This is a genomic window from Pseudomonas sp. PDM26 (genome assembly GCF_019219185.1).
Lineage (GTDB): Bacteria > Pseudomonadota > Gammaproteobacteria > Pseudomonadales > Pseudomonadaceae > Aquipseudomonas.
In genome coordinates, this window is record NZ_JAHUWC010000005.1 from 18460 (window position 1) to 38530 (window position 20071).

Genomic DNA, 20071 nt, shown 5'->3' on the forward strand with positions numbered 1-20071 from the left:
ACCTTCAGGGTTTCGATGACAAGTCCGCCATGCCCTTGAGCAACTCGATCGGCAGTGGAAAGACGATGGTCGAGCTCTTGTCGCCGGCAATCGAACTCAGGGTCTGCATGTAGCGCAGCTGCATGGCACCCGGTTGGCGGCCAAGCATTTCGGCGGCCTGCATGAGTTTTTCCGAGGCCTGCAATTCGCCTTCGGCGTGGATCACCTTGGCTCGCCGCTCCCGTTCGGCTTCGGCCTGCTTGGCGATGGCGCGGATCATCGATTCGTTGAGGTCCACGTGTTTGATCTCGACGTTGGCAACCTTGATGCCCCAGGCGTCGGTCTGGGCGTCGAGTACTTGCTGGATGTCCAGGTTCAACCGTTCGCGTTCGGCCAGCAGTTCGTCCAGTTCGTGTTTACCCAGCACCGCCCGCAGCGTGGTTTGCGCCAATTGGCTGGTGGCCATCAGAAAGTCTTCAACCTGGATGATTGCCTTTTGCGGATCGAGCACGCGGAAATACAGCACCGCGTTGACCTTGACCGACACGTTGTCGCGGGTGATCACGTCTTGCGGCGGAACGTCCAGCACCACGGTGCGCAAATCGACCCTGACCATTTGCTGGACCACCGGAATCAGCAGGATCAGACCAGGGCCCTTGACCTGCCAGAAGCGCCCGAGCTGGAACACCACGCCGCGCTCGTACTCGCGCAGGATGCGAAACGTCGATCCCGCCAGTGCGATGAGCAACAGCAGGAGCGCGACAAGACCCAATTGCAAACCCATGACTATTCTCCACCCGGCGCCGCGTCAGCCGCGGCCACTTGCAGCAGCAAACCCTTGCGCCCCACCACCCGTACCCGTTGTCCGGGTTGCAGCGGCGTCGCGCTGAGCACTTGCCATCGTTCTCCTTGCAGATGCACCCAGCCGCCATAGGCATTGCCGAGCTGCACTGACGTGACCGGCGTTTCGCTGCCGACCAGCCCGGCATCACCGCTGACGGTGTGGCGCGGTCGGGTCTTCAGGGCGTGAAACACCAGGTAGATCAGCAACAGCGCGCTGACCACTGCCAGGCCGATCATCAACGGCGCGGGCACTTCGGTATTGGACAGGATTACCGCACCGATCACGAACATCACGATGCCGCCCAGGCCGATCACACCGTAATTGGGCAGTGCCGCCTCAGCGATCAGAAACGCGAGGCCGAAAGTGATCAGCCAGATCCCGAGGGGGTTGGGCACCAGCAATACAACCGTGTCGGCGGCCCAGGTCGATCCGCTCAACGCCAACAGCAGCGCAATGGCACAACAGCGCATGTTCACTTGACCCTCCGAGAGAGTCTTGGGGTGGCTCTGTAGACAGTTTAGTTGAGCCTTTGTCGGTATGAATTTTGCTCAATTGTCGTCGACATCCGATGGGCGGATTTCCCGCCGGAACACGTCATCGGGCCTAGACTTTCAGTACCGAAAGAATTGTTAACCAGCGTCCGTCAGCGATTGTTGCGGACACCGAGGTGCATCATGCGTATGGCAAGAACCGTGCAGCGAAGCCTGGAAAAGGCTCAATGCAACTACGACATCGTCAGTCACCCACACTCGGCCAGCAGCCTCGAAACGGCACGGGTCGCAGGTATTCCTGCCGAACGGGTGGCAAAATCGGTGATCCTCGACGATCACCATGGGCATTACCTGATGGCCGTGCTGCCCGCCAGCCGTCACCTTGACCTGAGCAAAGTCCGCAGTAGCGGTGAGTGGCAGGTGTCTCGCGAAAGCAACCTGGCGCACCTGTTCGACGATTGCGAACGCGGCGCCGTACCGGCGCTGGGTGAGTCCTATGGGTTGGAGGTGGTCATCGATCCGCTGCTGACCCGGCAGAAAGACATCTATCTGGAGGCCGGCAACCACGTCAACCTGGTGCGCATGGACATGCCCGAGTTTCTGAAAATGGTGCCGCATGCCGAGGTGCGGGAGTTGAGTCATTGAGTTTTGTTTCGTCAATGCTGACGTCTTCGCGAGCAGGCTCGCTCCCACAGGTTTATCGCAGCTCCTGTGGGAGCGGGCTTGCTCGCGCTTGACTGCGCAGCGGTCCCCAAATCGGTTCACTGGAGTTCGTCATGGAAAGCCCAACCCACAACCTTCAATCCCTGTTCAAACAACTCGGCCTGCCAGACGACGCCGAAAGCATCGATAAATTCATCGCCACCCATTCACCGCTCAAACCGGAACTGCACCTTGCGGATGCATTTTTCTGGAGCCCGAGTCAGGCGGAGCTTCTGCGAGACGAGATTCTCGACGACGCGGATTGGGCCGAAGTGATTGATCAGCTGGATGTGCTGCTGAGGAAGGGGCGGGGGGGTGAATCGTCATAGACCGGGCGGCCACTGTCGGGATGTATGGACCAGGGCGAGTATCCAGATGGCGTCCAGTCCCTGTTCATAAACAATGCGGTAACTCTGATGTGGAATCAGCTCGCGAGTGCCTGAAATGATCCCGGCAGGGCCGCTTTCCGGGTATCGGGCAAGCCGGGATAGCGTATCGCTGAACCGGTTGTCCATGTCGATGGCTGCTTTCGGGTTAACGCCATGCAGGTAATCCCAAATGTCTGCACGGTCCTGTGCTGCTTCTTTCGTCCATATTATTTTCATTCTTGTGGCTCGGCCCGCCTGCGCCTGGCAGCGAACTCTGCCTCGATTTCATCATTTGTCAGCCCGTCGCCGGCGCGCATCGAAGCGCGTGCGGTATCGACCTTGCGCTGCAGGAATGCTTCGTACTCGCGAGACTCCCGTTGGGTTTGAACAAACTGACGCATCATTTCCCGGACGATCTGCGAGGCGGGGCGATGAGCGGCTTCTGCCTCTGCCATGAACTGTTCACGCAATTCAGACTCAAGTTTCATTGTAAAAACGGCTTGTTTCGACATGGCTGCCTTCTCGGTTGTAATACTGACAAAGTATATACATCTTCAGTACGGAGGCTGATTCATCCCCTATGGCTTCGCGACGGATGGAAGCCAATATGTTTCAAAACTTGACGGAAAATCCTCTCCAATGCCATATTGATAGTTAGCAAACTAACAGTGTGTATTTTCCCTCGTGCCGAACAACCTCGACGTTCTCCAGATGAGCATCAGCAGCACCATGGTGGTGGCCGCCAGGCATTGGCGCAAAATCTGCCAGACCACGCTGGCCAACTATGGAATCTCCGAGGCCTGCGCCGTTGCGCTGTTGATGATCGGGCGTCTGGGCGAGGGGGTGCGCCAGGTGAAGGTGGCCCAGGCAGCAGGGATGGAGAGCCCGTCGCTGGTACGCCTGCTCGATCAGTTGTGCCAGGGGGGTTACGTCTGCCGCACCGAAGATGCACAGGATCGCCGTGCCAAATGCCTGAGCCTGACCGAAACCGGTCGGGAGCTGGTGCAGGCGGTCGAAGCGGAGCTGGTGCGCTTGCGTCACGAAGTCCTTGAAGGCATTGACCAGAGTGATCTGGAGGCTACGCTGCGGGTATTGAGAGCCTTTGAAGCGGCCACGCCGCCATCGGTGGCCAACCCTTGAACGGATTTTTCTCTGGTATGCCCCCGGCGCGGGACTGGTTCTACGGAGTCCGCACCTTCGCCGCATCGATGATCGCGCTGTACATCGCCTTGCTCATGCAAATGCCGCGTCCGTACTGGGCGATGGCCACGGTGTACATCGTTTCCAGTCCGTTTCTCGGCCCTACCAGTTCCAAGGCGTTGTACCGGGCGGTCGGCACCTTTATCGGCGCTGCGGCAGCGGTTCTGTTCGTGCCGATGTTCGTGCAGAGCCCTTACGTGCTGGTGGTGGTGATTGTACTGTGGACCGGGACGCTGCTGTTTCTGTCCCTGCATTTGCGCACGGCCAACAACTACGCGTTGATGCTCGCCGGTTATACCTTGCCGTTGATCGCCCTGCCGGTGGTGAACAACCCGCTGGGGGTGTGGGACGTGGCCGAAGCGCGGACCGAAGAAATCTTTCTCGGCATCGCCGTGGCGGCGGTGGTCGGTGCCATGTTCTGGCCCCGGCGCCTGGCGCCGGTGTTCAACGATGCAGTGAGCAAATGGTTTACCGATGCATCGACCTACAGCCTGCGCTTTCTCAGCCGTAACGTGCAACCTGAAGAAGTCAGCGCATTGCGCGCATCGATGGTCGCCACCTTCAACTCCCTGGAGTTGATGATCGGTCAGTTGCCCCACGAAGGCTCGCGTCCGCAAACGGTGCGCAACACCAAGGAACTGCGCGGACGGATGATTCACCTGCTGCCAGTGATCGATGCCCTCGACGATGCGCTTTACGCCCTGGAACGGCGCACCCCCGAGCTTGTGGACAAGTTCGCGCCGTTGCTGGTCGCCACCACCGATTGGCTCGAGCACAAGGATGCCGATCTCGACCGCTGGCAAGCCCTGAAGGATCAACTTGAAGCCCTGCAACCCGCTCCCGAAGCGCTGGATGATCGCAAGCAGTTGCTGTTCTCCAACGCCGTTTACCGTCTCGGCGAATGGATCGATTTGTGGCAGGACTGCCGCAGCCTGCAATACGCCATCCAGTGCGAAAGCCAGGACAGCTGGCGCGCGGTGTATCGGCATTGGCGCCTGGGACGGCTGACGCCGTTTCTGGATCGCGGCCTGATGTTTTATTCCGCGGCGTCCACCGTTACCGCGATTATCGTGGCCTCGGTGCTGTGGATTCTGCTTGGCTGGACCGATGGCGGTAGCGCCGTGATCCTGGCGGCGGTGGCGTGCAGCTTCTTCGCCTCGATGGACGACCCGGCGCCGCAGATTTACCGGTTCTTCTTCTGGACGGCAATGTCGGTAGTGTTCGCCAGCCTTTATCTGTTTCTGGTGCTGCCCAACCTGCATGACTTTCCGATGCTGGTGCTGGCGTTTGCCGTACCGTTCATTTGCGTCGGCACCCTGACGGTCAAACCGCAGTTTTACCTGGGCATGCTGCTGACCCTGGTTAACACCTCGTCCTTCATCAGTATTCAGGGTGCTTACGACGCGGACTTCCTCAGTTTCGCCAACTCCAACCTGGCCGGCCCCATGGGGCTGCTGTTCGCGTTCATCTGGACCCTGATCGCCCGGCCGTTCGGTGCCGAACTGGCAGCCAAGCGCCTGACCCGTTTCAGCTGGCGTGACATTGTCGGCCTCTCCGAGCCGGCCACGTTGTCCGAGCATCGGCTTCTGGGCATTCGGATGCTCGATCGGCTGATGCAGCATCTGCCGCGCCTGGCCATGACCGGCCAGGACTCCGGCGTGGCGCTGCGGGAAGTGCGAGTGGCGCTGAATCTGTTGGACCTGCTCGCTTATACGCCGCGGGTCCTCGGTGTGCCGCAGGTGCTGCTGCGCCAGGTGGTGGCCGAGGTTGGCGAGTACTTCAAGGCCTGTCTCAAGGCCGGTGAACGCTTGCCGGCACCGAGCCCGTTGCTGATGACCCTCGACCGCACCCGTCGTGCCCTCAGCGGTGCGGGCGATGACGAAACCCGTCGGCATTTGCTGCACGCCCTGAGCGGCCTGCGCCTGGCCTTGTTGCCAGGCGTCGAATTCGTCGGCGCCGCCGAGCCCGAAGAACCGCTTCCCCATGGCATTGATGGAGCGCCTTTATGATCGGTGACCTGGATGTCAGCGGGGTGTTCCTGCCCACGCTGCTGGTGCTGATGGGCATTACGTATGTGTTGTACCTGTTGGTGCACGGGGTGCTGACGCGCCTGCACTTTTACCGTCTGGTCTGGCACCGGGCATTGTTCAATGTGGCCCTCTACGCCCTGCTGCTTGGCGCCGTGGACTCACTCAGTCGATACCTGATGACATGAAAAAACCGTTTCTAACCCTGGGTCGCGTGGTGTTGACCCTGCTGATCGTGAGCTTCGCCGTTGTCGTGGTCTGGCGCATGGTGATGTATTACATGTTCGCGCCCTGGACCCGCGACGGGCACATCCGTGCCGACATCGTGCAAATCGCCCCGGACGTTTCCGGTCTGATCCAGCAAGTGGAGGTGCGCGACAACCAGTTGGTCAAGCACGGCCAGGTGCTGTTCAGCATCGATCCGGACCGCTTCAGGCTGGCCCTGCGCCAGGCGAAAGCAGCGGTCGCCGACCGCGAAGAAACCCTGGCCCAGGCCCAGCGCGAGGCCAAGCGAAACAAGGGGCTCGGCAATCTGGTGCCGGGTGAGCAACTGGAAGAAAGCCAGTCAAAAGTGGCCCGCGCCCAAGTGGCCTTGATGGAAGCCCAGGTGGCGGTGGACAGCGCGCAGCTCAATCTCGACCGCTCGGTGATCCGCAGCCCCGTGGACGGCTACGTCAACGATCGCGCGCCACGGGCGCAGGAGTTCGTCAGCGCCGGGCATCCGGTGTTGTCGGTGGTCGACAGCAACTCGTTCCATATCGATGGCTACTTCGAAGAAACCAAACTGAATGGCATCCACATCGGCCAGAGCGTCGACATCCGGGTGATCGGCGACAATGCGCGCCTGCGCGGGCATGTGGAGAGCATCGTCGCCGGTATCGAAGACCGCGACCGCACCAGTGGCAACAACCTGCTGCCCAACGTCAACCCGGCCTTCAGCTGGGTGCGGCTGGCCCAGCGGATTCCAGTGCGCATCGCCTTCGATGACGTGCCGGGTGATTTCCGCATGATTGCCGGGCGTACCGCCACGGTATCGATCATCGACGATCAGAAACGGGAGCCGGCGCAATGAGCAGGGCCTCGGGTTTGGCCGTCGCCGGATTAGGCTTGCTGCTGTCGGCGTGTCAGATGGTCGGGCCGGATTATCATTTGCCCGAGGAGGCGGCTGTCCATCGTCCAGACTTCCAGGGCGATCTGGCGGTCGACGGCGAAACGGTGATGTCCGCGCCGGTGCCGGCCGATTGGTGGCGCCTGTACAAGGACCCGCGACTCGATCAGTTGGTGCAGCAGGCCATGGCCTCCAACACCGATTTGCGCGTGGCGGCGGCCAGTCTGTCCCGCTCTCGCGCTCAGGTCGATGAGGCGCAAGCGGCGGGCGGCTGGAGCGGCGGCGTGCAGATGGGCGCCCAGCGCTTGCAGGAGTCCGGCCAGGCGTTCCTGATCCCGGAAAAAGTGCCGGTGGCCAACATTGGCGATATCGGCATCAGCGCGTCGTACCAGTTCGACCTGTTCGGCACCTTGCAACGCGGCATCGAAGCGGCCAAGGCCAATGCTGATGCGACGCAGGCCGCCGCCGATACGGCACGCATCACCGTGGTGGCCGACGTGGTTCGGGCTTACACCCAAGTGTGCGCGGCCAATGAAGAGCGGGAAATTGCCCAGCATTCCCTCGACCTGCAAGCCCAGAGCACGACGTTGATCCAGCGCCTGCGCGATGCCGGACGTGGCGACGAAACCCAGGTCACCCGTTCGCAAACCCAATTCAAATCCCTGCGCGCCGACATGCCGCGCTATGAAGCCGCACGTCAGGCCGGGTTGTACCGCTTGTCGATGTTGCTGGCCAAGCCGGTGGACCAACTGCCGGCCGGCACCGCCACCTGCGACGAACTGCCAAAAATCGCGCAATTGATTCCGGTGGGCGATGGCGCCGCATTGCTCAAGCGTCGTCCCGATGTGCGGCAGGCCGAACGTCGACTGGCGGCCGCCACTGCCGGTATCGGTGTCGCCACGGGCGAGCTGTACCCGAACATCAGCATCGGCGCGACCATCGGTACCGTCGGTATCCTGGACGATCTCGGCGACCCGTCCACCAACCGCTGGGGCTTCGGTCCGTCGCTGAGCTGGAAGGTGCCGACCAACGGCGCCCGGGCGCGCATTCGCGAAGCCGAAGCAGTGACCCAGGCGACGCTGGCGCATTTCGATGGGGTGGTACTCAACGCCATTCGTGAAACCCAGACCGGCCTCGCCCAGTACACCGCATTGCTGCAACGCCGCGACGCTCTGGCCGATGCCGAGCAATCGGCAAAACTGGCGGCCGACCAGACCCATCGCTTTTTCCAGGCTGGCCGAGAGTCTTTCCTGGCCGACCTGCAAGCCACCCGCACCTACATCGACGTCACGGCGCAACTGGCGGCCGCGAATACCCAGGTTGCCGCGAGCCAGATCGATTTGTTCCTCGCGCTGGGCGGCGGTTGGGAAAGCGGACGAACGCAAGCGTCGAACTCCGGCAAACCCTGAGGCCGTTGCTATGCTTTGAAGTGTTGGATGGGCGTCCGTGCAAAGCGCCCTTTCTTCGCACAAGGCACGCGCAGGTCAGGGGGAAACCAAGAATGAAAAACCCTTATGCTCTCGGCTTCTGGTGCGCCATCGTGGCATTAGTGCTGCTGTCGGCCACTTATTTCTACGGCATCATGCTGGCCCACCAGATCGACAAGGCCCTGGCGTTCCTCGACAGTGCCGTCGCGCTGATTGCGGTGATGTCCATTGCGGTGGTGGCCTGGGCCTCGGTCCAGAATCAACGCATCAAGAAAAGACAACTCGAACAAGGCAAGACCCTGGTCCTGATCTGGGACACCAAGGTGGCGTTGCGTCGTGTCGAAACGGTGTTCGACCGTTATTTCTGGGGCAGTTACTGGCAGCCGGGGCGCACGTTTCAGGAAGTCATGGGCGAATTGACCGGCACGCCGCTGGAAAAAAGCCTCGAGAGCCTGAAAAAACAATGCCTGGCGCTGGACCGGCAGGTGGCTGACGACGGTCGGCACTGGCTCAGCAATGCCCGGGAACTGGCCGATGTCGCCACGGCCATGGCCCGCGAACGTTATCAACTGGACGTCTGCGACCCGCGTGCGGAAGTGACGGGCGGGGCGGTGATCAACCGCGACTTCGAAGTGCTGGTGTACACCTGGACTGCACGGCTCAAAAGCTTTGACCATCAGCTGGATGAGATCGAGGTCCAGTATTCCTGATTTTGTGGTGGCAAGGCTGACGCCTTCGCTGGCAAGCCAGCTCCTACGGTACGAGGTGATCCCTGTAGGAGCTGGCTTGCCAGCGAACGCAATCGTATGGCCGCCGAAAATCTTGAACCGTGCGAACACCCCCAAGACACTCTTTCACCTTTAATCATTGGGCCGTTCGTCGCGCCCGGTGCTAATCTGCTTTCCACTTTCAGCGCAGTCGAGCCGCAACCTGTCATGGGTTCAGGGAAGACGACCTCGCTTTCAACAACGGACATTGAACGGGTCATACATGAATAAATCAGCAGGCGTGCTACTGGGAATCGTTGTCGCAATCGGTGCCGTCAGCGCAGGCGGAGCCTGGTTCACCGGCACCAAAATCGAAGGTGTGTTGAACACCTCGATTGCCAATGCCAACAAGGAATTGCAGGCAGCCATGGTCGGTTCCAACGGCACAGCGTCTCTGGAACTGGTGTCGCTGGAGCGTCATGTATTCAGCAGCACCGCGCACTACCGTCTCAAGGGCGAAGGCGAAATGTTCGGCGAAGCGCCGGTCGAGTTGCTGTTTGTCGATCACATCGAACACGGCCCGTTGCCGTTCTCGCGGCTGATGTCGCTGAAGTGGTTGCCAGTCCTGGCGACCAATCACTACGAACTGGAAAAGACCCCGTCCACCGAGAAGTGGTTTGCCGCCGCCAAGGACAAATCCCCGCTGACCGGCGTGGTCAACATCGGCTATGACAACGCGACCAATGGCACCTTCGAGTTGCAGCCGCTGGAAATGGCACTGGATGACAAGTCGAGCATGAAGTTCTCCGGCTTGAGCATGGACGTCGATGCCAGCGCTCAGGCGCAGAAGGTCAAGGCCAACGGCTACATGGACAGCCTGAAATTGACCACCGTGTCCGAAGACCAGGCACCGGTGCAGGTTGAATTGAACGGCCTGACCCTGGCCAGCAACCTGACAAAAAGTACCTACGGTTTCTACACCGGCGAAAACGTTCTTGAACTGGCCAGCGCCAAATCGACTTTTGGCGTCAAGCAGTCGGTGCTGGACTTCAAGAAATTCGAGATGAAGAACCTGACCGAAGAAAAGGGCAGCAGTGCCTCCGGGCGTGCCGATTACAAGGTCAGCGAAGTGTCCCTGAATGGCAAGACCATCGGTTCCGGTGCGCTGACCATGAGCCTGAAGAACCTCGACATTCCGGCGAGCCTGTCGTTGATGCAGGTTTACCAGAGCAAACTGCAGCCGTATGAGCGGGCGGCAGCCGAAGCGACGGCGGCCGGTCTGCCGGCACCGGAGCTGAAACTGACCGAAGCCGAAGAAGCACTGCTCAAGTCCAGCCTGGAAAAACTGTTGGCGGCCGGTCCGCAGGTAGCCCTGGAAAACCTGTCGTTCAACACCGTCAACGGTGAGAGCCGCGCCAATATGGTGCTCGACCTGACCAAGCCGCAAGCCATCGATCTGCCGACCGATCAGTTGGTCAGGCAGCTGATCGCGCTGCTGGACTTCAAACTGCAGGTGTCCAAGCCCATGCTGGTCGATGTGCTTACCGTGCAATCGCAAATCGACGGCCAGACCGACGCCAAGCTGATTGCCGATCAGGCCACCGCCACCGCAGACATGTTTAGCAGCATGGCGGTCGGCAGCCAACTGGCAAAACTGGACGGCAACAACATCGTCACCAACTTGCATTACGCCAACAATCAGGTGGACTTCAACGGCCAGAAAATGACCGTCGAAGAGTTTGCCGGTTTTGTCATGAGCAAGTTCGAGGGTGCTGGTACCACCGAATAACGGCGACCGTGTAACCCGGCAACGCCCGGCCTCTGCTTCGCGCAGGCGCCGGGCGTTTTGCTGTCCGCTACGGAACGTCACGGATCAGTCGCCATGCCTCTTCCCATGGCAACGTTTGTTTCATCCGCTCGGCGAGCGTCGCCATGGCCCGGTCCATCTCGCAGGCCACCGCCGCCGACACCACGCCGTTATTTCCGAACAGGCCAATGAAGGGTGGATCGTAAGGATCGCCCTTGAACTCGACCTCGTCCCAGGCCTCGGCGTGCCCGAGGTAGTCGTAGGTTTTGCCGAAATGCCAGGTCCAGAAAAACGGCACGTCGAGATAATGCTCGTCACCCCCCAGCATATTCGCCGCGGCGATCCGTGCTTGCTGCTGGGCCAGTCGCCAGTGCTCGATGCGCAGGTATTGGTTGTTCAGCGGGAACGTGGCGATATCGCCAGCCGCCCAGAGGCCGTCGGCCACGCGCATTGTGCCGTCGACACGCAGCGAGTGATCCTGCTCTTTCGGCAGCCCGGTGAAGGCCGCAGTGGCTGGCGTGACGCCAATGCCGACCAGCACCAGATCGGCCGGCAAACGTTGGCCGTTGTCCAGGCGCACGGCTTCGACCTTGTCCGTCCCTTCGATCTGTGCCGCATTGCCCCGGGTATGAAATACGACGCCATTGGCTTCATGCCGCGCGCGAATGGCCTTGCCGACCGTGTCTCCGAACTGTTTGGCAAACGGCACTTCGTGGCGGGCCAGTACGGTCACGTGCAGGCCAAGCTGGCGCAGGGACGAGGCGGACTCCATGGCAATGAAACTGTTGCCGATGATCACGACCCGCTGGCCGGCGCTGGCGCTGTCCAGAATCTGCTGCGCATGGGCTTTGGAGCGTAAGACGAACACTTGCGGCAGGTCGGCGCCGGGTAGCGGCAGCGGATTGGGTACACCGCCGGTGGCCAGCAGCGCGGCGTCGTATGTCAGTGATTGGCCGTCAGTCAGCCGCAACGTCCTGTTTGGCGCATCCAGGCTTGCCACTTCGCCTCGCAGACGCTCGATCCGCTGCTCGCGGTAAAAATCCTCGTCGCGCAGCGGTGGGACTTCGTGCAGCGGCATCTCCCCGGCGATCACGTATTTGCTCAGCGCGGTGCGGTCGTATCCGGCGTCGGCTTCGCGGTCGATCAACAGCAACCGGCCGCCGAAACCTTTCTCGCGCAACGCCGCTGCCGCCGCCGTACCTGCCGCGCCAGCGCCGATAATAATGAAGGTCCGTGGATCGTCAGCCGGTGGCGTATGGGCGTCCGACAACGGCTGGTCGCCGACCCAGATGTCGCCGTCACGGACTTCAAGGGGATAGCGCTTGAGGCTGTCCAGGGCTGGCGGTTCACACAGCCCGCCATCATCGATCCGAAACTGCGCCTTGTGCCACGGACAAGTCAGGCGCCCGTTGCATACCGCACCGTCAGCCAGCGGGGCTCCGGCATGCGGGCATTCGGCCTGATAAGCGCGCAGTTGCTCACCGGCCCGCAACAGCAGGATCTTGCTGTCCTGGACCTGCACTTCCAGACCCCGGTCTTCGGGCACATTGGCCACACGCGCAACGCGATGCAGAGTCATGATTACTCTCCAGACAGACGTTTCACTTATGAGTCTGGTACTTATCGCGAGGTTCAGCCAATTGCCCCTGCCACGGCGTGAACGGTCCGGCTATAGTTTGCACGCCGACGACGGCCCAACACGCACAAGGTGCTCCGGTATGACCCGATTGACCTCAATCAACACTTGGCTCGCGGCCTTGGCAGTCGCCCTTTGCGTGCAGTTCCCGGCGCAGGCCCAGGAACGTTTCACCCTGAACATTCCCGGTGTCTCCGATGACCGTCTGTTCACCTCGGTCGCCGCCAGTGATGCCGCCGGCTGCGGTGGACACAACATTTCCCCGGCGTTGAACTGGAACTCCGGCCCGGCCGCCACCCAAAGCTACGCCATCGTCATGCACGACCCGGACGGCCAGAAAGGCCAGGGCGTCGATCATTGGGTGCATTACGGCATCAAGGCCGCTACCCATCAGATCCCGGCCGGTGCCGGAACCAAACCCGGCCTCGAGGGCGTCGGCGGTACCAACAGCAAAAACACCACTGGCTACATCGGCCCCTGCCCACCCGTTGGCGACAGCGCACACCACTACATCATCCAGATCTACGCCCTGGACCTGGCCCCGGACGCCTTGCCCGCCGGCCTGACCCGTGCGCAGCTGCTGGAAAAAATCAAAGGCCACGTCCTGAAAAACAGCAGCGTGGTGCGGCGCTATCACCGCTAAAGGCTGATCGCTCAGCGGATTTGCAGAACACTGAAGTGCGCAGCATTCCGGGGATTTGGCATCCACCCCCGAAAGCGCGCACTATCAGGCTATAGCCGATGCGTTGGAGGATGCCGTGGCAAAAAAAATCGACCGCATCGCCCAAATGCTCAACTGCCCGCAAAAGGGTGAGGAACTGCGGCGAGCGATTACCGAGAGTCGCAAGGATTTTCTGCTGAACCAGCCGGAAGAAGACATTGTTGAAGACGACGAGCTTGAAGAGGAGTTTTTCGAGGACGACGAGAATGATGATGAGTACGACGAGTTCGACTGGACGACAGAATGAAAAAAACCGCTTCGGCGGTTTTTTTGTGGGCCAGGACAGCACCGGTCGGAGATTCGTTGACCCTCATGCAAGGAATGGAACACTATAAGGTACTTTTTTTCGTACCTTTGGGGCCGTCATGGAACAGCTACTTGCAAGCCGTTCAGTCAGCATAACCGAGCTCAAGCGCAGCCCGAGCACTGTCATCGAGCAAGCGGGTTCCGAGCCTGTTGCCGTGCTCAACCACAATCGCCCAGCCGCCTATCTTTTACCGCACGCGGCCTATCAACAGCTGCTGGATCGGCTACACGCTGCCGAACTTCGTGAAGCCATTGCAGCCAGCCGCAACGATCCGCGTCCGGCCATTGCTGCCGATGCCGTGTTTGCCGAGCTTGATGCGCTGATTGATGAGGTAGCCACCGAGCAAAAGCGTCCATGAGGCAATTGCTTTTCTCTGCATTGGCACGGGACGATCTGCTGCAAGTTGCTCGTTTTATCGCCCGAGACAACCCGGAACGAGCCCGGACGTTTGTGGGTGAGCTACGCAGGCAGTGCACACGGTTGATCGAACAACCGAATCTGGGTGTTTCAAGAGACGATTGCGTGAAGGGATTGCGAATGCTCCCCCATGGCCGATATCTGGTTTTCTACTGTTGGGTGGATGACGGGATCAAGGTCGAACGCGTGCTGCATAGCGCGAGAGACATTGGCCGGCTGTTTGAAAAAAACAGCATGGATCCTTAGGCGCCAAGCCTTCAAACACCCACAAAAAAGCCCCAGACCCATAAGACCTGAGGCTTTCTCGTTACAACGTATGGTGCACCAGGCGGGATTCGAACCCACGACCCCTGCCTTCGGAGGGCAGTACTCTATCCAGCTGAGCTACTGGTGCAGCGGGCGCCATGATACTCATATGCGCTGCGGGCGTCCATGCTGCTGAATCGCCTGCGTTTTTTTAAAGCTGTAACGCGCGCTTGCTACGTTGATCAGAAAAAATAGGCAAAAGCGTCGTTTTCGTTCTTTTTTTCGAACAGGCTATTGTCCTTTACCCCCTTTGATCCTAGGATTCGTTTGAGATTTCAAACGCTCATCTCTGGGTGCTGAACCGCGCGATTTGAATCACTGCGCTATTTATGTGCTTCAGCCCGGTGAATGATTTCCCTGACGGCAGCCTATCGAGGCGCCTTTCAATAATCATAATTTGCTCCGCATTCGTTGCGGTGCTGTTAAGGAAAGCCGACATGCAGCTTAAAGACACCCAGTTGTTCCGCCAGCAAGCCTTCATCGATGGCGCGTGGGTTGATGCGGACAATGGTCAGACGATCAAGGTCAACAACCCGGCAACGGGCGAAATTCTGGGTACCGTGCCGAAAATGGGCGCTGCCGAAACCCGCCGTGCGATCGAAGCTGCCGACAAGGCGCTGCCGGCCTGGCGTGCACTGACCGCCAAAGAGCGTGCGACCAAGCTGCGTCGCTGGTTCGAGCTGATCATCGAGAACCAGGACGACCTGGCTCGCCTGATGACCCTGGAGCAAGGCAAGCCATTGGCCGAAGCCAAGGGCGAAATCGTTTATGCCGCTTCCTTCATCGAGTGGTTCGCCGAAGAAGCCAAGCGTATCTACGGTGACGTGATTCCGGGCCACCAGCCAGACAAGCGCCTGATCGTGATCAAGCAGCCAATCGGCGTGACCGCTGCCATCACCCCGTGGAACTTCCCGGCTGCAATGATCACCCGTAAAGCCGGCCCGGCCCTGGCCGCCGGTTGCACCATGGTGCTCAAGCCTGCTTCGCAGACTCCGTTCTCCGCCTTCGCCCTGGCCGAACTGGCCCAGCGTGCCGGCATCCCGGCTGGCGTGTTCAGCGTGGTTTCCGGCAGCGCCGGCGACATCGGCAGCGAGCTGACCAGCAACCCGATCGTGCGCAAGCTGTCCTTCACCGGTTCGACCGAAATCGGTCGTCAACTGATGTCGGAATGCGCCAAGGACATCAAGAAAGTCTCCCTGGAACTGGGCGGTAACGCTCCGTTCATCGTGTTCGACGACGCAGACCTGGATAAGGCCGTCGAAGGCGCGATCATTTCCAAATACCGCAACAACGGTCAGACCTGCGTCTGCGCCAACCGCCTGTACATTCAGGATTCGGTCTACGACGCGTTCGCCGAGAAGCTCAAGGTTGCCGTGGCCAAGCTCAAGATCGGTAACGGTCTGGAAGCAGGCACCACTACGGGCCCGCTGATCGACGAAAAAGCCGTGGCCAAGGTGCAAGAGCACATTGCCGACGCCGTTTCCAAAGGCGCCACCGTGCTGTCCGGCGGCAAGTCGATGGAAGGTAACTTCTTCGAGCCGACCATCCTGACCAACGTGCCGAATAACGCTGCCGTGGCCAAGGAAGAAACCTTCGGCCCACTGGCTCCGCTGTTCCGCTTCAAAGACGAAGCCGATGTGATCGCGATGTCCAACGACACCGAGTTCGGTCTGGCCTCGTACTTCTATGCTCGCGACCTGGGTCGCGTGTTCCGTGTGGCTGAAGCCCTGGAATACGGCATGGTCGGCGTCAACACCGGGTTGATCTCCAACGAAGTCGCGCCGTTCGGCGGCATCAAGGCCTCGGGCCTGGGCCGTGAAGGCTCCAAGTACGGCATCGAAGATTACCTGGAAATCAAATACCTCTGCCTGGGCATCTAAGCCAGCAAGAGCATTGCTTCAAGCGCAAAGGGCACGAGAGCGCTGTCCCTTTGCGCCGCTTCAAACCGGAATTTTCTCGGTGGCCGGGAACGCTGTGGCAGTCGATCATCGCATGCTGCCGCCGTTGCTCCCCGTCGCTTTATCCTTGAACCACGCCGCCCGATGAGCGGTGAATGAGGAATGTATGAGCAAGACTAACGCTTCTTTGATGGCCCGCCGTACCGCTGCTGTTCCACGTGGTGTTGGCCAGATTCACCCGATTTTCGCCGATTCCGCGAAGAACGCGACCGTAACCGACGTTGAAGGTCGTGAATTCATCGACTTCGCCGGCGGCATCGCCGTACTGAACACCGGCCACCTGCACCCGAAAGTCATCGCCGCCGTGACCGAGCAGCTGAACAAGCTGACCCACACCTGCTTCCAGGTACTGGCCTACGAGCCGTACGTGGAAGTGTGCGAAAAAATCAACGCCAAGGTGCCGGGTGATTTCGACAAGAAAACCCTGCTGGTGACCACCGGCTCCGAAGCCGTGGAAAACTCCATCAAGATCGCCCGTGCCGCCACTGGCCGTGCCGGCGTGATCGCGTTCACCGGCGCTTACCACGGTCGCACCATGATGACCCTGGGCCTGACCGGTAAAGTCGTGCCTTACTCGGCCGGCATGGGCCTGATGCCAGGCGGCATCTTCCGCGCGCTGTACCCGAATGAACTGCACGGTGTGAGCATCGACGATTCGATCGCTTCCATCGAACGCATCTTCAAGAATGACGCCGAGCCGAAAGACATCGCTGCAATCATCATCGAGCCGGTTCAGGGCGAAGGCGGTTTCTACGTCGCGCCTAAAGAGTTCATGAAGCGTCTGCGTGCCCTGTGCGACCAGCACGGCATCCTGCTGATCGCTGACGAAGTACAGACTGGTGCTGGTCGTACCGGCACCTTCTTCGCCATGGAGCAGATGGGCGTTGCTGCCGACCTGACCACCTTCGCCAAATCCATCGCTGGCGGCTTCCCGCTGGCCGGTGTGTGCGGCAAGGCCGAATACATGGACGCCATCGCTCCTGGCGGCCTGGGCGGCACCTACGCCGGTAGCCCGATCGCTTGCGCCGCGGCCCTGGCCGTGATGGAAGTGTTCGAGGAAGAGCACCTGCTGGACCGCTGCAAGGCTGTTGGCGAGCGTCTGGTAACCGGCCTGAAGGCCATCCAGGCCAAGTACCCGGTGATTGGTGAAGTCCGTGCCCTGGGCGCGATGATCGCTGTCGAGCTGTTCGAAAACGGCGACAGCCACAAGCCGAACGCTGCAGCCGTGGCGTCCGTTGTGGCCAAGGCTCGGGACAAGGGTCTGATCCTGCTGTCCTGCGGCACCTACGGCAACGTTCTGCGTGTCCTGGTACCGCTGACCTCGCCGGACGAGCAACTGGACAAAGGTCTGGCGATCATCGAAGAGTGCTTCTCCGAGCTCTGATCACCGGTGTGACCTGATCCACAAAAAACCCGCTTCGGCGGGTTTTTTTACGCCCCTTGAAACGCATCCCGCACATTAGCGCTGTATCGGAAGGGCAGCATTGGCTAAGGTTCCTGCATCGCCAGGGAGAGCTGTATGACAACTGTCATTTTACCCGCCGTTCCAAGAGTCCTGATTGCCGAGGCCGACCCCTGGTCCCGGGATCTGCTCAAGGAAGTGTTGTTGAACGTACGCTGCGATGCGCGGCTGGATCTGTGCGCCGATGGTCAGCAGGCCTTGGAGTTGCTGGCGGACAACCCCTATGACCTGGTGATCGCCGACTGGGAGTTGCCGGGCGTCGATGGCCTGAATGTCCTGCGCAGCATCCGCCAGCGCAAACGCAATCCACCCATGCCGTTCATTCTGATGAGCAGTCGCAACGACAGTGCCAGCGTGCGCGAGGCCTTGCCGCTGGCACCGGCCGCGTACCTGACCAAACCCCTGAACATGGAAAGCCTGACCCATCGCTTGCACGGGTTGCTGCTGAACACTGGCGAAGAGGTCTCGTGCGAAGTGCCGTCGCTGGCGCCGGGGATGACGTTGTCGGTGTATCTGGGGCGTCGACGGGAATTGGCCGACGGCGCGCCGCTGATGACCGACGTGCAAGTGGCGGTCAAACGCAGCCTCAATCCCAATGGCCTCGACCTGACGGTGCTGGAAGACGAAATCCGCACCGATCCGCAGGTCACGGCCGTGCTGATCGCCGCTGCCAACAGCGCGGCCCAGCACCATGGCGCCACTGTGCAAACCCTGTCCCAGGCGCTGCATCGCCTTGGCACCGGGCAGAGCATGAACCTGATTCTCGGGCTGGCGCTCAAGCGCAGCGCACGGCTCAGCGATCCGCAATTGGCCGACTATGCCGAGCGTTACTGGGAACTGTCCCTGCACACCGCCGAATACGCGCGAACCCTGGCGCGCTTGCTCGATCTGGATCAGGAGCGCTGCTATTGCGCCGGCATGTTGCATCGTCTCGGCGATCTGGCGTTGCTGCGCTGTTTGCAGGAATGGAAACAGGCCGGCGGCGAACTGGACGAGTTGGAGGAGGTGGGCGAAGCGCTGGCTGAATATGGCGCGGCCTATGGTTCGGCTCTGCGCACGCGCTGGCGCCTACCGCTGGAGTTGCGGGAGCTGATTGCGGCGGCCTATCAGCTCGGTGGCGGGGTTTACTCGCGCGAAGCGCTGGTGATGAACATGGCGGCGCAACTGGCGCGCCTGACCGAGCATGAGGGGATCGAGGCGCTCGCGAAGAGCCGGACGGCGCGGTTGCTCAAGATCGGCTTGCCGGAGTTGATGCGTTTGCGCAAGTAGGAGCGAGCTTGCTCGCGATGGAGGTAAACGATGACGCGTAAAATCTGAATCACTCTCGTGCCTCAGGTTTTTCGCGAGCAATCGAGCGTCGACCGGCTGCTCCTACAGGAGGTTGCAGGGCCTGTCAGGCGGTGACAATCCGGTTCTTGCCGTCGCGCTTGGCCTGGTACATCGCGGCATCCGCCCGGGAAAACAGGCTTTCCACGTTTTCGTCCGCGGCGGTCAGGCTGGTCAGGCCCTGGCTGACGGTGATGCCGAACGTCTGGTCTTCATGGGTGAAACGCAATCGCTGAATCTGCTGTTGCAAGCGTTCCGCCACTTGCAGGGCCATCTGTGGCGTGCAGCCGGGAAACACCGCAGCAAACTCCTCACCGCCAATGCGCCCGAAAAGGTCGCCACGGCGCAACGCTGCGCGGCCGCTATCGGCGATGCGTTGCAACACGTTGTCGCCTTCCTGATGGCCGTAGGTGTCGTTGATTATTTTGAAGTTATCAATGTCCAGCATCAGGAACGACAGCGGTTCGCCCTTTTGCCGGGCATGTGCGAACGCGCGGTGGGCGCATTCGAAGAAATGCCGACGATTGCTGCTCTGGGTCAGCGCGTCGGTGGTGGCCAGGCGGTGCAGTTCGGTTTCCATCCGCTTTTTGTCGGTGATGTCTTCGGCAATGCCGACGATGATCACCGGTTGCCCCGGCTCGGCCTGGCGGTTGGTGTAGCATTTGTCGCTGAGCCAGCGCACCTGCCCGTCGGCGTCAATGATTCGATACTCGCGGTCTTCCACGGCGCCTTTGTCCAGCACTTCGGCCAGGCTGCGTTCGGCATAGTCCAGGTCGTCGGGATAGATGCTGTCGCGCCATTGATTGCAGTCGGCCAGCAGCAAATCGGCCGAGCGACCGAAGATTCGCTCATAAGCCGGGCTGACGTAAAGCACCCGGCGGGTTTCCCAATCGAATGCCCACAGCACCGCGTTGACGCTCATCAGTAAGGTGTTGAACAACTGTTCGCGTTCGCTCAGGCGTGCGACTTCGCTTTGGGCGTGCATCAGCGCCAGCAAGGTCTGCGCGGCCTCGGGCCAATGTGACGGAGATGAGTCTTGCAGGTTTTTTGGGGCCATCGACACAAATCTCAAAGGGCATGCCGCGTGTTCAATGGCGGCCAACACCAAGCCCGCCGGGGGATAGCGGAGTGTCTTTGAGATAGGGCTTTTTAGATGAAGTTCCCACCTTTTTTGGCGAGGGAGCTGGCTCCCGCCGGGCGGTACTGATGACGCGATTTTGCGGTCAGACCACAAACCCATATGGGAGCGAACCTGCTCGCTCCCATAGGTTTTGTGGC

22 protein-coding genes and 1 tRNA gene are annotated in these 20071 nt (G+C 60.6%); 16 read left to right on the top strand and 7 right to left on the bottom strand.

From position 1 onward, the window contains the following. Window positions 1-4 precede the first annotated feature (4 nt). Window positions 5-763, bottom strand: a complete 759-nt coding sequence (locus tag KW849_RS11490; protein WP_108219769.1) for a slipin family protein — start codon at window positions 761-763, stop codon at window positions 5-7. A 2-nt stretch (window positions 764-765) separates the two neighbouring features. After that, window positions 766-1299, bottom strand: coding sequence for an NfeD family protein (locus KW849_RS11495; protein ID WP_218429526.1), 534 nt, complete (start codon window positions 1297-1299; stop codon window positions 766-768). Window positions 1300-1497: 198 nt separating this feature from the next. On the opposite strand from KW849_RS11495, the gene KW849_RS11500 reads away from it, so the two are divergent. Then, complete coding sequence (locus tag KW849_RS11500) at window positions 1498-1959, top strand: aminoacyl-tRNA deacylase (protein WP_108219767.1); 462 nt, start codon at window positions 1498-1500, stop codon at window positions 1957-1959. A gap of 131 nt (window positions 1960-2090) precedes the next feature. Continuing rightward, entirely contained in the window at window positions 2091-2345 is a 255-nt protein-coding gene (locus tag KW849_RS11505) for a DUF2789 domain-containing protein (protein ID WP_218429527.1), read from the top strand. Here KW849_RS11505 and KW849_RS11510 read toward each other — a convergent pair. Beyond that, entirely contained in the window at window positions 2340-2621 is a 282-nt protein-coding gene (locus tag KW849_RS11510; protein ID WP_218429528.1) for a type II toxin-antitoxin system RelE/ParE family toxin, read from the bottom strand. The genes KW849_RS11505 and KW849_RS11510 overlap by 6 nt on opposite strands. Beyond that, the gene (locus KW849_RS11515; RefSeq protein WP_218429529.1) at window positions 2618-2896 is read right to left on the bottom strand and encodes an antitoxin of toxin-antitoxin stability system; all 279 of its coding nucleotides are present in this window, start codon (window positions 2894-2896) and stop codon (window positions 2618-2620) included. The genes KW849_RS11510 and KW849_RS11515 overlap by 4 nt, the downstream gene beginning before the upstream one ends. Window positions 2897-3095: 199 nt before the next feature. Here KW849_RS11515 and KW849_RS11520 point away from each other — a divergent pair, with 199 nt between their 5' ends. The 7 genes from KW849_RS11520 to KW849_RS11550 all read left to right on the top strand — a co-directional run bounded on the left by KW849_RS11520 (window position 3096) and on the right by KW849_RS11550 (window position 10642). Beyond that, entirely contained in the window at window positions 3096-3524 is a 429-nt protein-coding gene (locus tag KW849_RS11520; protein WP_218429530.1) for a MarR family winged helix-turn-helix transcriptional regulator, read from the top strand. Further along, window positions 3521-5593 carry an FUSC family protein gene (locus KW849_RS11525; RefSeq protein ID WP_218429531.1) on the top strand — a complete coding sequence of 691 codons (2073 nt, stop codon included), beginning with the start codon at window positions 3521-3523 and terminating at the stop codon, window positions 5591-5593. The genes KW849_RS11520 and KW849_RS11525 overlap by 4 nt, the downstream gene beginning before the upstream one ends. Then, window positions 5590-5799, top strand: coding sequence for a DUF1656 domain-containing protein (locus KW849_RS11530; RefSeq protein WP_007975639.1), 210 nt, complete (start codon window positions 5590-5592; stop codon window positions 5797-5799). Before KW849_RS11525 ends, KW849_RS11530 begins: the two co-directional genes overlap by 4 nt. After that, window positions 5796-6683: an HlyD family secretion protein gene (locus tag KW849_RS11535; RefSeq protein ID WP_218429532.1), complete on the top strand. Its 888-nt coding sequence runs from the start codon at window positions 5796-5798 to the stop codon at window positions 6681-6683. Before KW849_RS11530 ends, KW849_RS11535 begins: the two co-directional genes overlap by 4 nt. Continuing rightward, window positions 6680-8128 carry an efflux transporter outer membrane subunit gene (locus KW849_RS11540; RefSeq protein WP_218429533.1) on the top strand — a complete coding sequence of 483 codons (1449 nt, stop codon included), beginning with the start codon at window positions 6680-6682 and terminating at the stop codon, window positions 8126-8128. The genes KW849_RS11535 and KW849_RS11540 overlap by 4 nt, the downstream gene beginning before the upstream one ends. 92 nt (window positions 8129-8220) lie before the next feature. Next, entirely contained in the window at window positions 8221-8856 is a 636-nt protein-coding gene (locus KW849_RS11545) for an NADH:ubiquinone oxidoreductase subunit N (RefSeq protein ID WP_116264423.1), read from the top strand. A gap of 280 nt (window positions 8857-9136) precedes the next feature. Then, window positions 9137-10642 carry a YdgA family protein gene (locus tag KW849_RS11550; protein WP_218429534.1) on the top strand — a complete coding sequence of 502 codons (1506 nt, stop codon included), beginning with the start codon at window positions 9137-9139 and terminating at the stop codon, window positions 10640-10642. Window positions 10643-10709: 67 nt separating this feature from the next. Here the strand turns inward: KW849_RS11550 and KW849_RS11555 are convergent, their stop codons facing one another. Further along, window positions 10710-12239 carry an FAD-dependent oxidoreductase gene (locus KW849_RS11555; RefSeq protein WP_218429535.1) on the bottom strand — a complete coding sequence of 510 codons (1530 nt, stop codon included), beginning with the start codon at window positions 12237-12239 and terminating at the stop codon, window positions 10710-10712. Between the two features lie 139 nt (window positions 12240-12378). Between KW849_RS11555 and KW849_RS11560 the strand changes: the two genes are divergently transcribed. From KW849_RS11560 to KW849_RS11575, 4 genes are all read left to right on the top strand, one after another. Continuing rightward, a complete protein-coding gene (locus KW849_RS11560) occupies window positions 12379-12939 on the top strand; it encodes a YbhB/YbcL family Raf kinase inhibitor-like protein (RefSeq protein WP_218429536.1) in 561 nt (186 codons plus the stop codon). Window positions 12940-12994: 55 nt separating this feature from the next. Continuing rightward, window positions 12995-13264, top strand: a complete 270-nt coding sequence (locus KW849_RS11565) for a hypothetical protein (RefSeq protein WP_256357195.1) — start codon at window positions 12995-12997, stop codon at window positions 13262-13264. A 118-nt stretch (window positions 13265-13382) separates the two neighbouring features. Then, complete coding sequence (locus KW849_RS11570) at window positions 13383-13682, top strand: type II toxin-antitoxin system Phd/YefM family antitoxin (RefSeq protein ID WP_218429537.1); 300 nt, start codon at window positions 13383-13385, stop codon at window positions 13680-13682. Continuing rightward, the gene (locus KW849_RS11575; RefSeq protein WP_218429538.1) at window positions 13679-13987 is read left to right on the top strand and encodes a type II toxin-antitoxin system RelE/ParE family toxin; all 309 of its coding nucleotides are present in this window, start codon (window positions 13679-13681) and stop codon (window positions 13985-13987) included. The genes KW849_RS11570 and KW849_RS11575 overlap by 4 nt, the downstream gene beginning before the upstream one ends. A 71-nt stretch (window positions 13988-14058) precedes the next feature. Here the strand turns inward: KW849_RS11575 and KW849_RS11580 are convergent. Continuing rightward, window positions 14059-14135, bottom strand: a tRNA-Arg gene (locus KW849_RS11580). Window positions 14136-14484: 349 nt separating this feature from the next. Here KW849_RS11580 and gabD point away from each other — a divergent pair. The 3 genes from gabD (at window position 14485) to KW849_RS11595 (ending at window position 18736) form a co-directional block, all read left to right on the top strand. Beyond that, complete coding sequence (gene gabD, locus KW849_RS11585) at window positions 14485-15927, top strand: NADP-dependent succinate-semialdehyde dehydrogenase (RefSeq protein ID WP_218429539.1); 1443 nt, start codon at window positions 14485-14487, stop codon at window positions 15925-15927. A 184-nt stretch (window positions 15928-16111) separates the two neighbouring features. Beyond that, window positions 16112-17389: a 4-aminobutyrate--2-oxoglutarate transaminase gene (gene gabT, locus KW849_RS11590; RefSeq protein WP_108219752.1), complete on the top strand. Its 1278-nt coding sequence runs from the start codon at window positions 16112-16114 to the stop codon at window positions 17387-17389. Window positions 17390-17524: 135 nt separating this feature from the next. After that, window positions 17525-18736: a response regulator gene (locus KW849_RS11595; protein WP_218429540.1), complete on the top strand. Its 1212-nt coding sequence runs from the start codon at window positions 17525-17527 to the stop codon at window positions 18734-18736. A 124-nt stretch (window positions 18737-18860) separates the two neighbouring features. Here KW849_RS11595 and KW849_RS11600 read toward each other — a convergent pair whose 3' ends face one another. Then, complete coding sequence (locus KW849_RS11600) at window positions 18861-19850, bottom strand: sensor domain-containing diguanylate cyclase (RefSeq protein ID WP_218429541.1); 990 nt, start codon at window positions 19848-19850, stop codon at window positions 18861-18863. Window positions 19851-20071: the final 221 nt, after the last annotated feature.

Coding starts and splice junctions, on each gene's coding strand:
- KW849_RS11600 (WP_218429541.1), bottom strand. CDS start 19,850: ATGGCCCCAAAAAACCTGCAAGACTCATCTCCGTCACATTGGCCCGAG.
- KW849_RS11540 (WP_218429533.1), top strand. CDS start 6,680: ATGAGCAGGGCCTCGGGTTTGGCCGTCGCCGGATTAGGCTTGCTGCTG.
- KW849_RS11560 (WP_218429536.1), top strand. CDS start 12,379: ATGACCCGATTGACCTCAATCAACACTTGGCTCGCGGCCTTGGCAGTC.
- KW849_RS11515 (WP_218429529.1), bottom strand. CDS start 2,896: ATGTCGAAACAAGCCGTTTTTACAATGAAACTTGAGTCTGAATTGCGT.
- KW849_RS11500 (WP_108219767.1), top strand. CDS start 1,498: ATGCGTATGGCAAGAACCGTGCAGCGAAGCCTGGAAAAGGCTCAATGC.
- KW849_RS11535 (WP_218429532.1), top strand. CDS start 5,796: ATGAAAAAACCGTTTCTAACCCTGGGTCGCGTGGTGTTGACCCTGCTG.
- KW849_RS11530 (WP_007975639.1), top strand. CDS start 5,590: ATGATCGGTGACCTGGATGTCAGCGGGGTGTTCCTGCCCACGCTGCTG.
- gabT (WP_108219752.1), top strand. CDS start 16,112: ATGAGCAAGACTAACGCTTCTTTGATGGCCCGCCGTACCGCTGCTGTT.
- KW849_RS11490 (WP_108219769.1), bottom strand. CDS start 763: ATGGGTTTGCAATTGGGTCTTGTCGCGCTCCTGCTGTTGCTCATCGCA.
- KW849_RS11570 (WP_218429537.1), top strand. CDS start 13,383: ATGGAACAGCTACTTGCAAGCCGTTCAGTCAGCATAACCGAGCTCAAG.
- KW849_RS11505 (WP_218429527.1), top strand. CDS start 2,091: ATGGAAAGCCCAACCCACAACCTTCAATCCCTGTTCAAACAACTCGGC.
- KW849_RS11555 (WP_218429535.1), bottom strand. CDS start 12,239: ATGACTCTGCATCGCGTTGCGCGTGTGGCCAATGTGCCCGAAGACCGG.
- gabD (WP_218429539.1), top strand. CDS start 14,485: ATGCAGCTTAAAGACACCCAGTTGTTCCGCCAGCAAGCCTTCATCGAT.
- KW849_RS11575 (WP_218429538.1), top strand. CDS start 13,679: ATGAGGCAATTGCTTTTCTCTGCATTGGCACGGGACGATCTGCTGCAA.
- KW849_RS11510 (WP_218429528.1), bottom strand. CDS start 2,621: ATGAAAATAATATGGACGAAAGAAGCAGCACAGGACCGTGCAGACATT.
- KW849_RS11520 (WP_218429530.1), top strand. CDS start 3,096: ATGAGCATCAGCAGCACCATGGTGGTGGCCGCCAGGCATTGGCGCAAA.
- KW849_RS11595 (WP_218429540.1), top strand. CDS start 17,525: ATGACAACTGTCATTTTACCCGCCGTTCCAAGAGTCCTGATTGCCGAG.
- KW849_RS11545 (WP_116264423.1), top strand. CDS start 8,221: ATGAAAAACCCTTATGCTCTCGGCTTCTGGTGCGCCATCGTGGCATTA.
- KW849_RS11550 (WP_218429534.1), top strand. CDS start 9,137: ATGAATAAATCAGCAGGCGTGCTACTGGGAATCGTTGTCGCAATCGGT.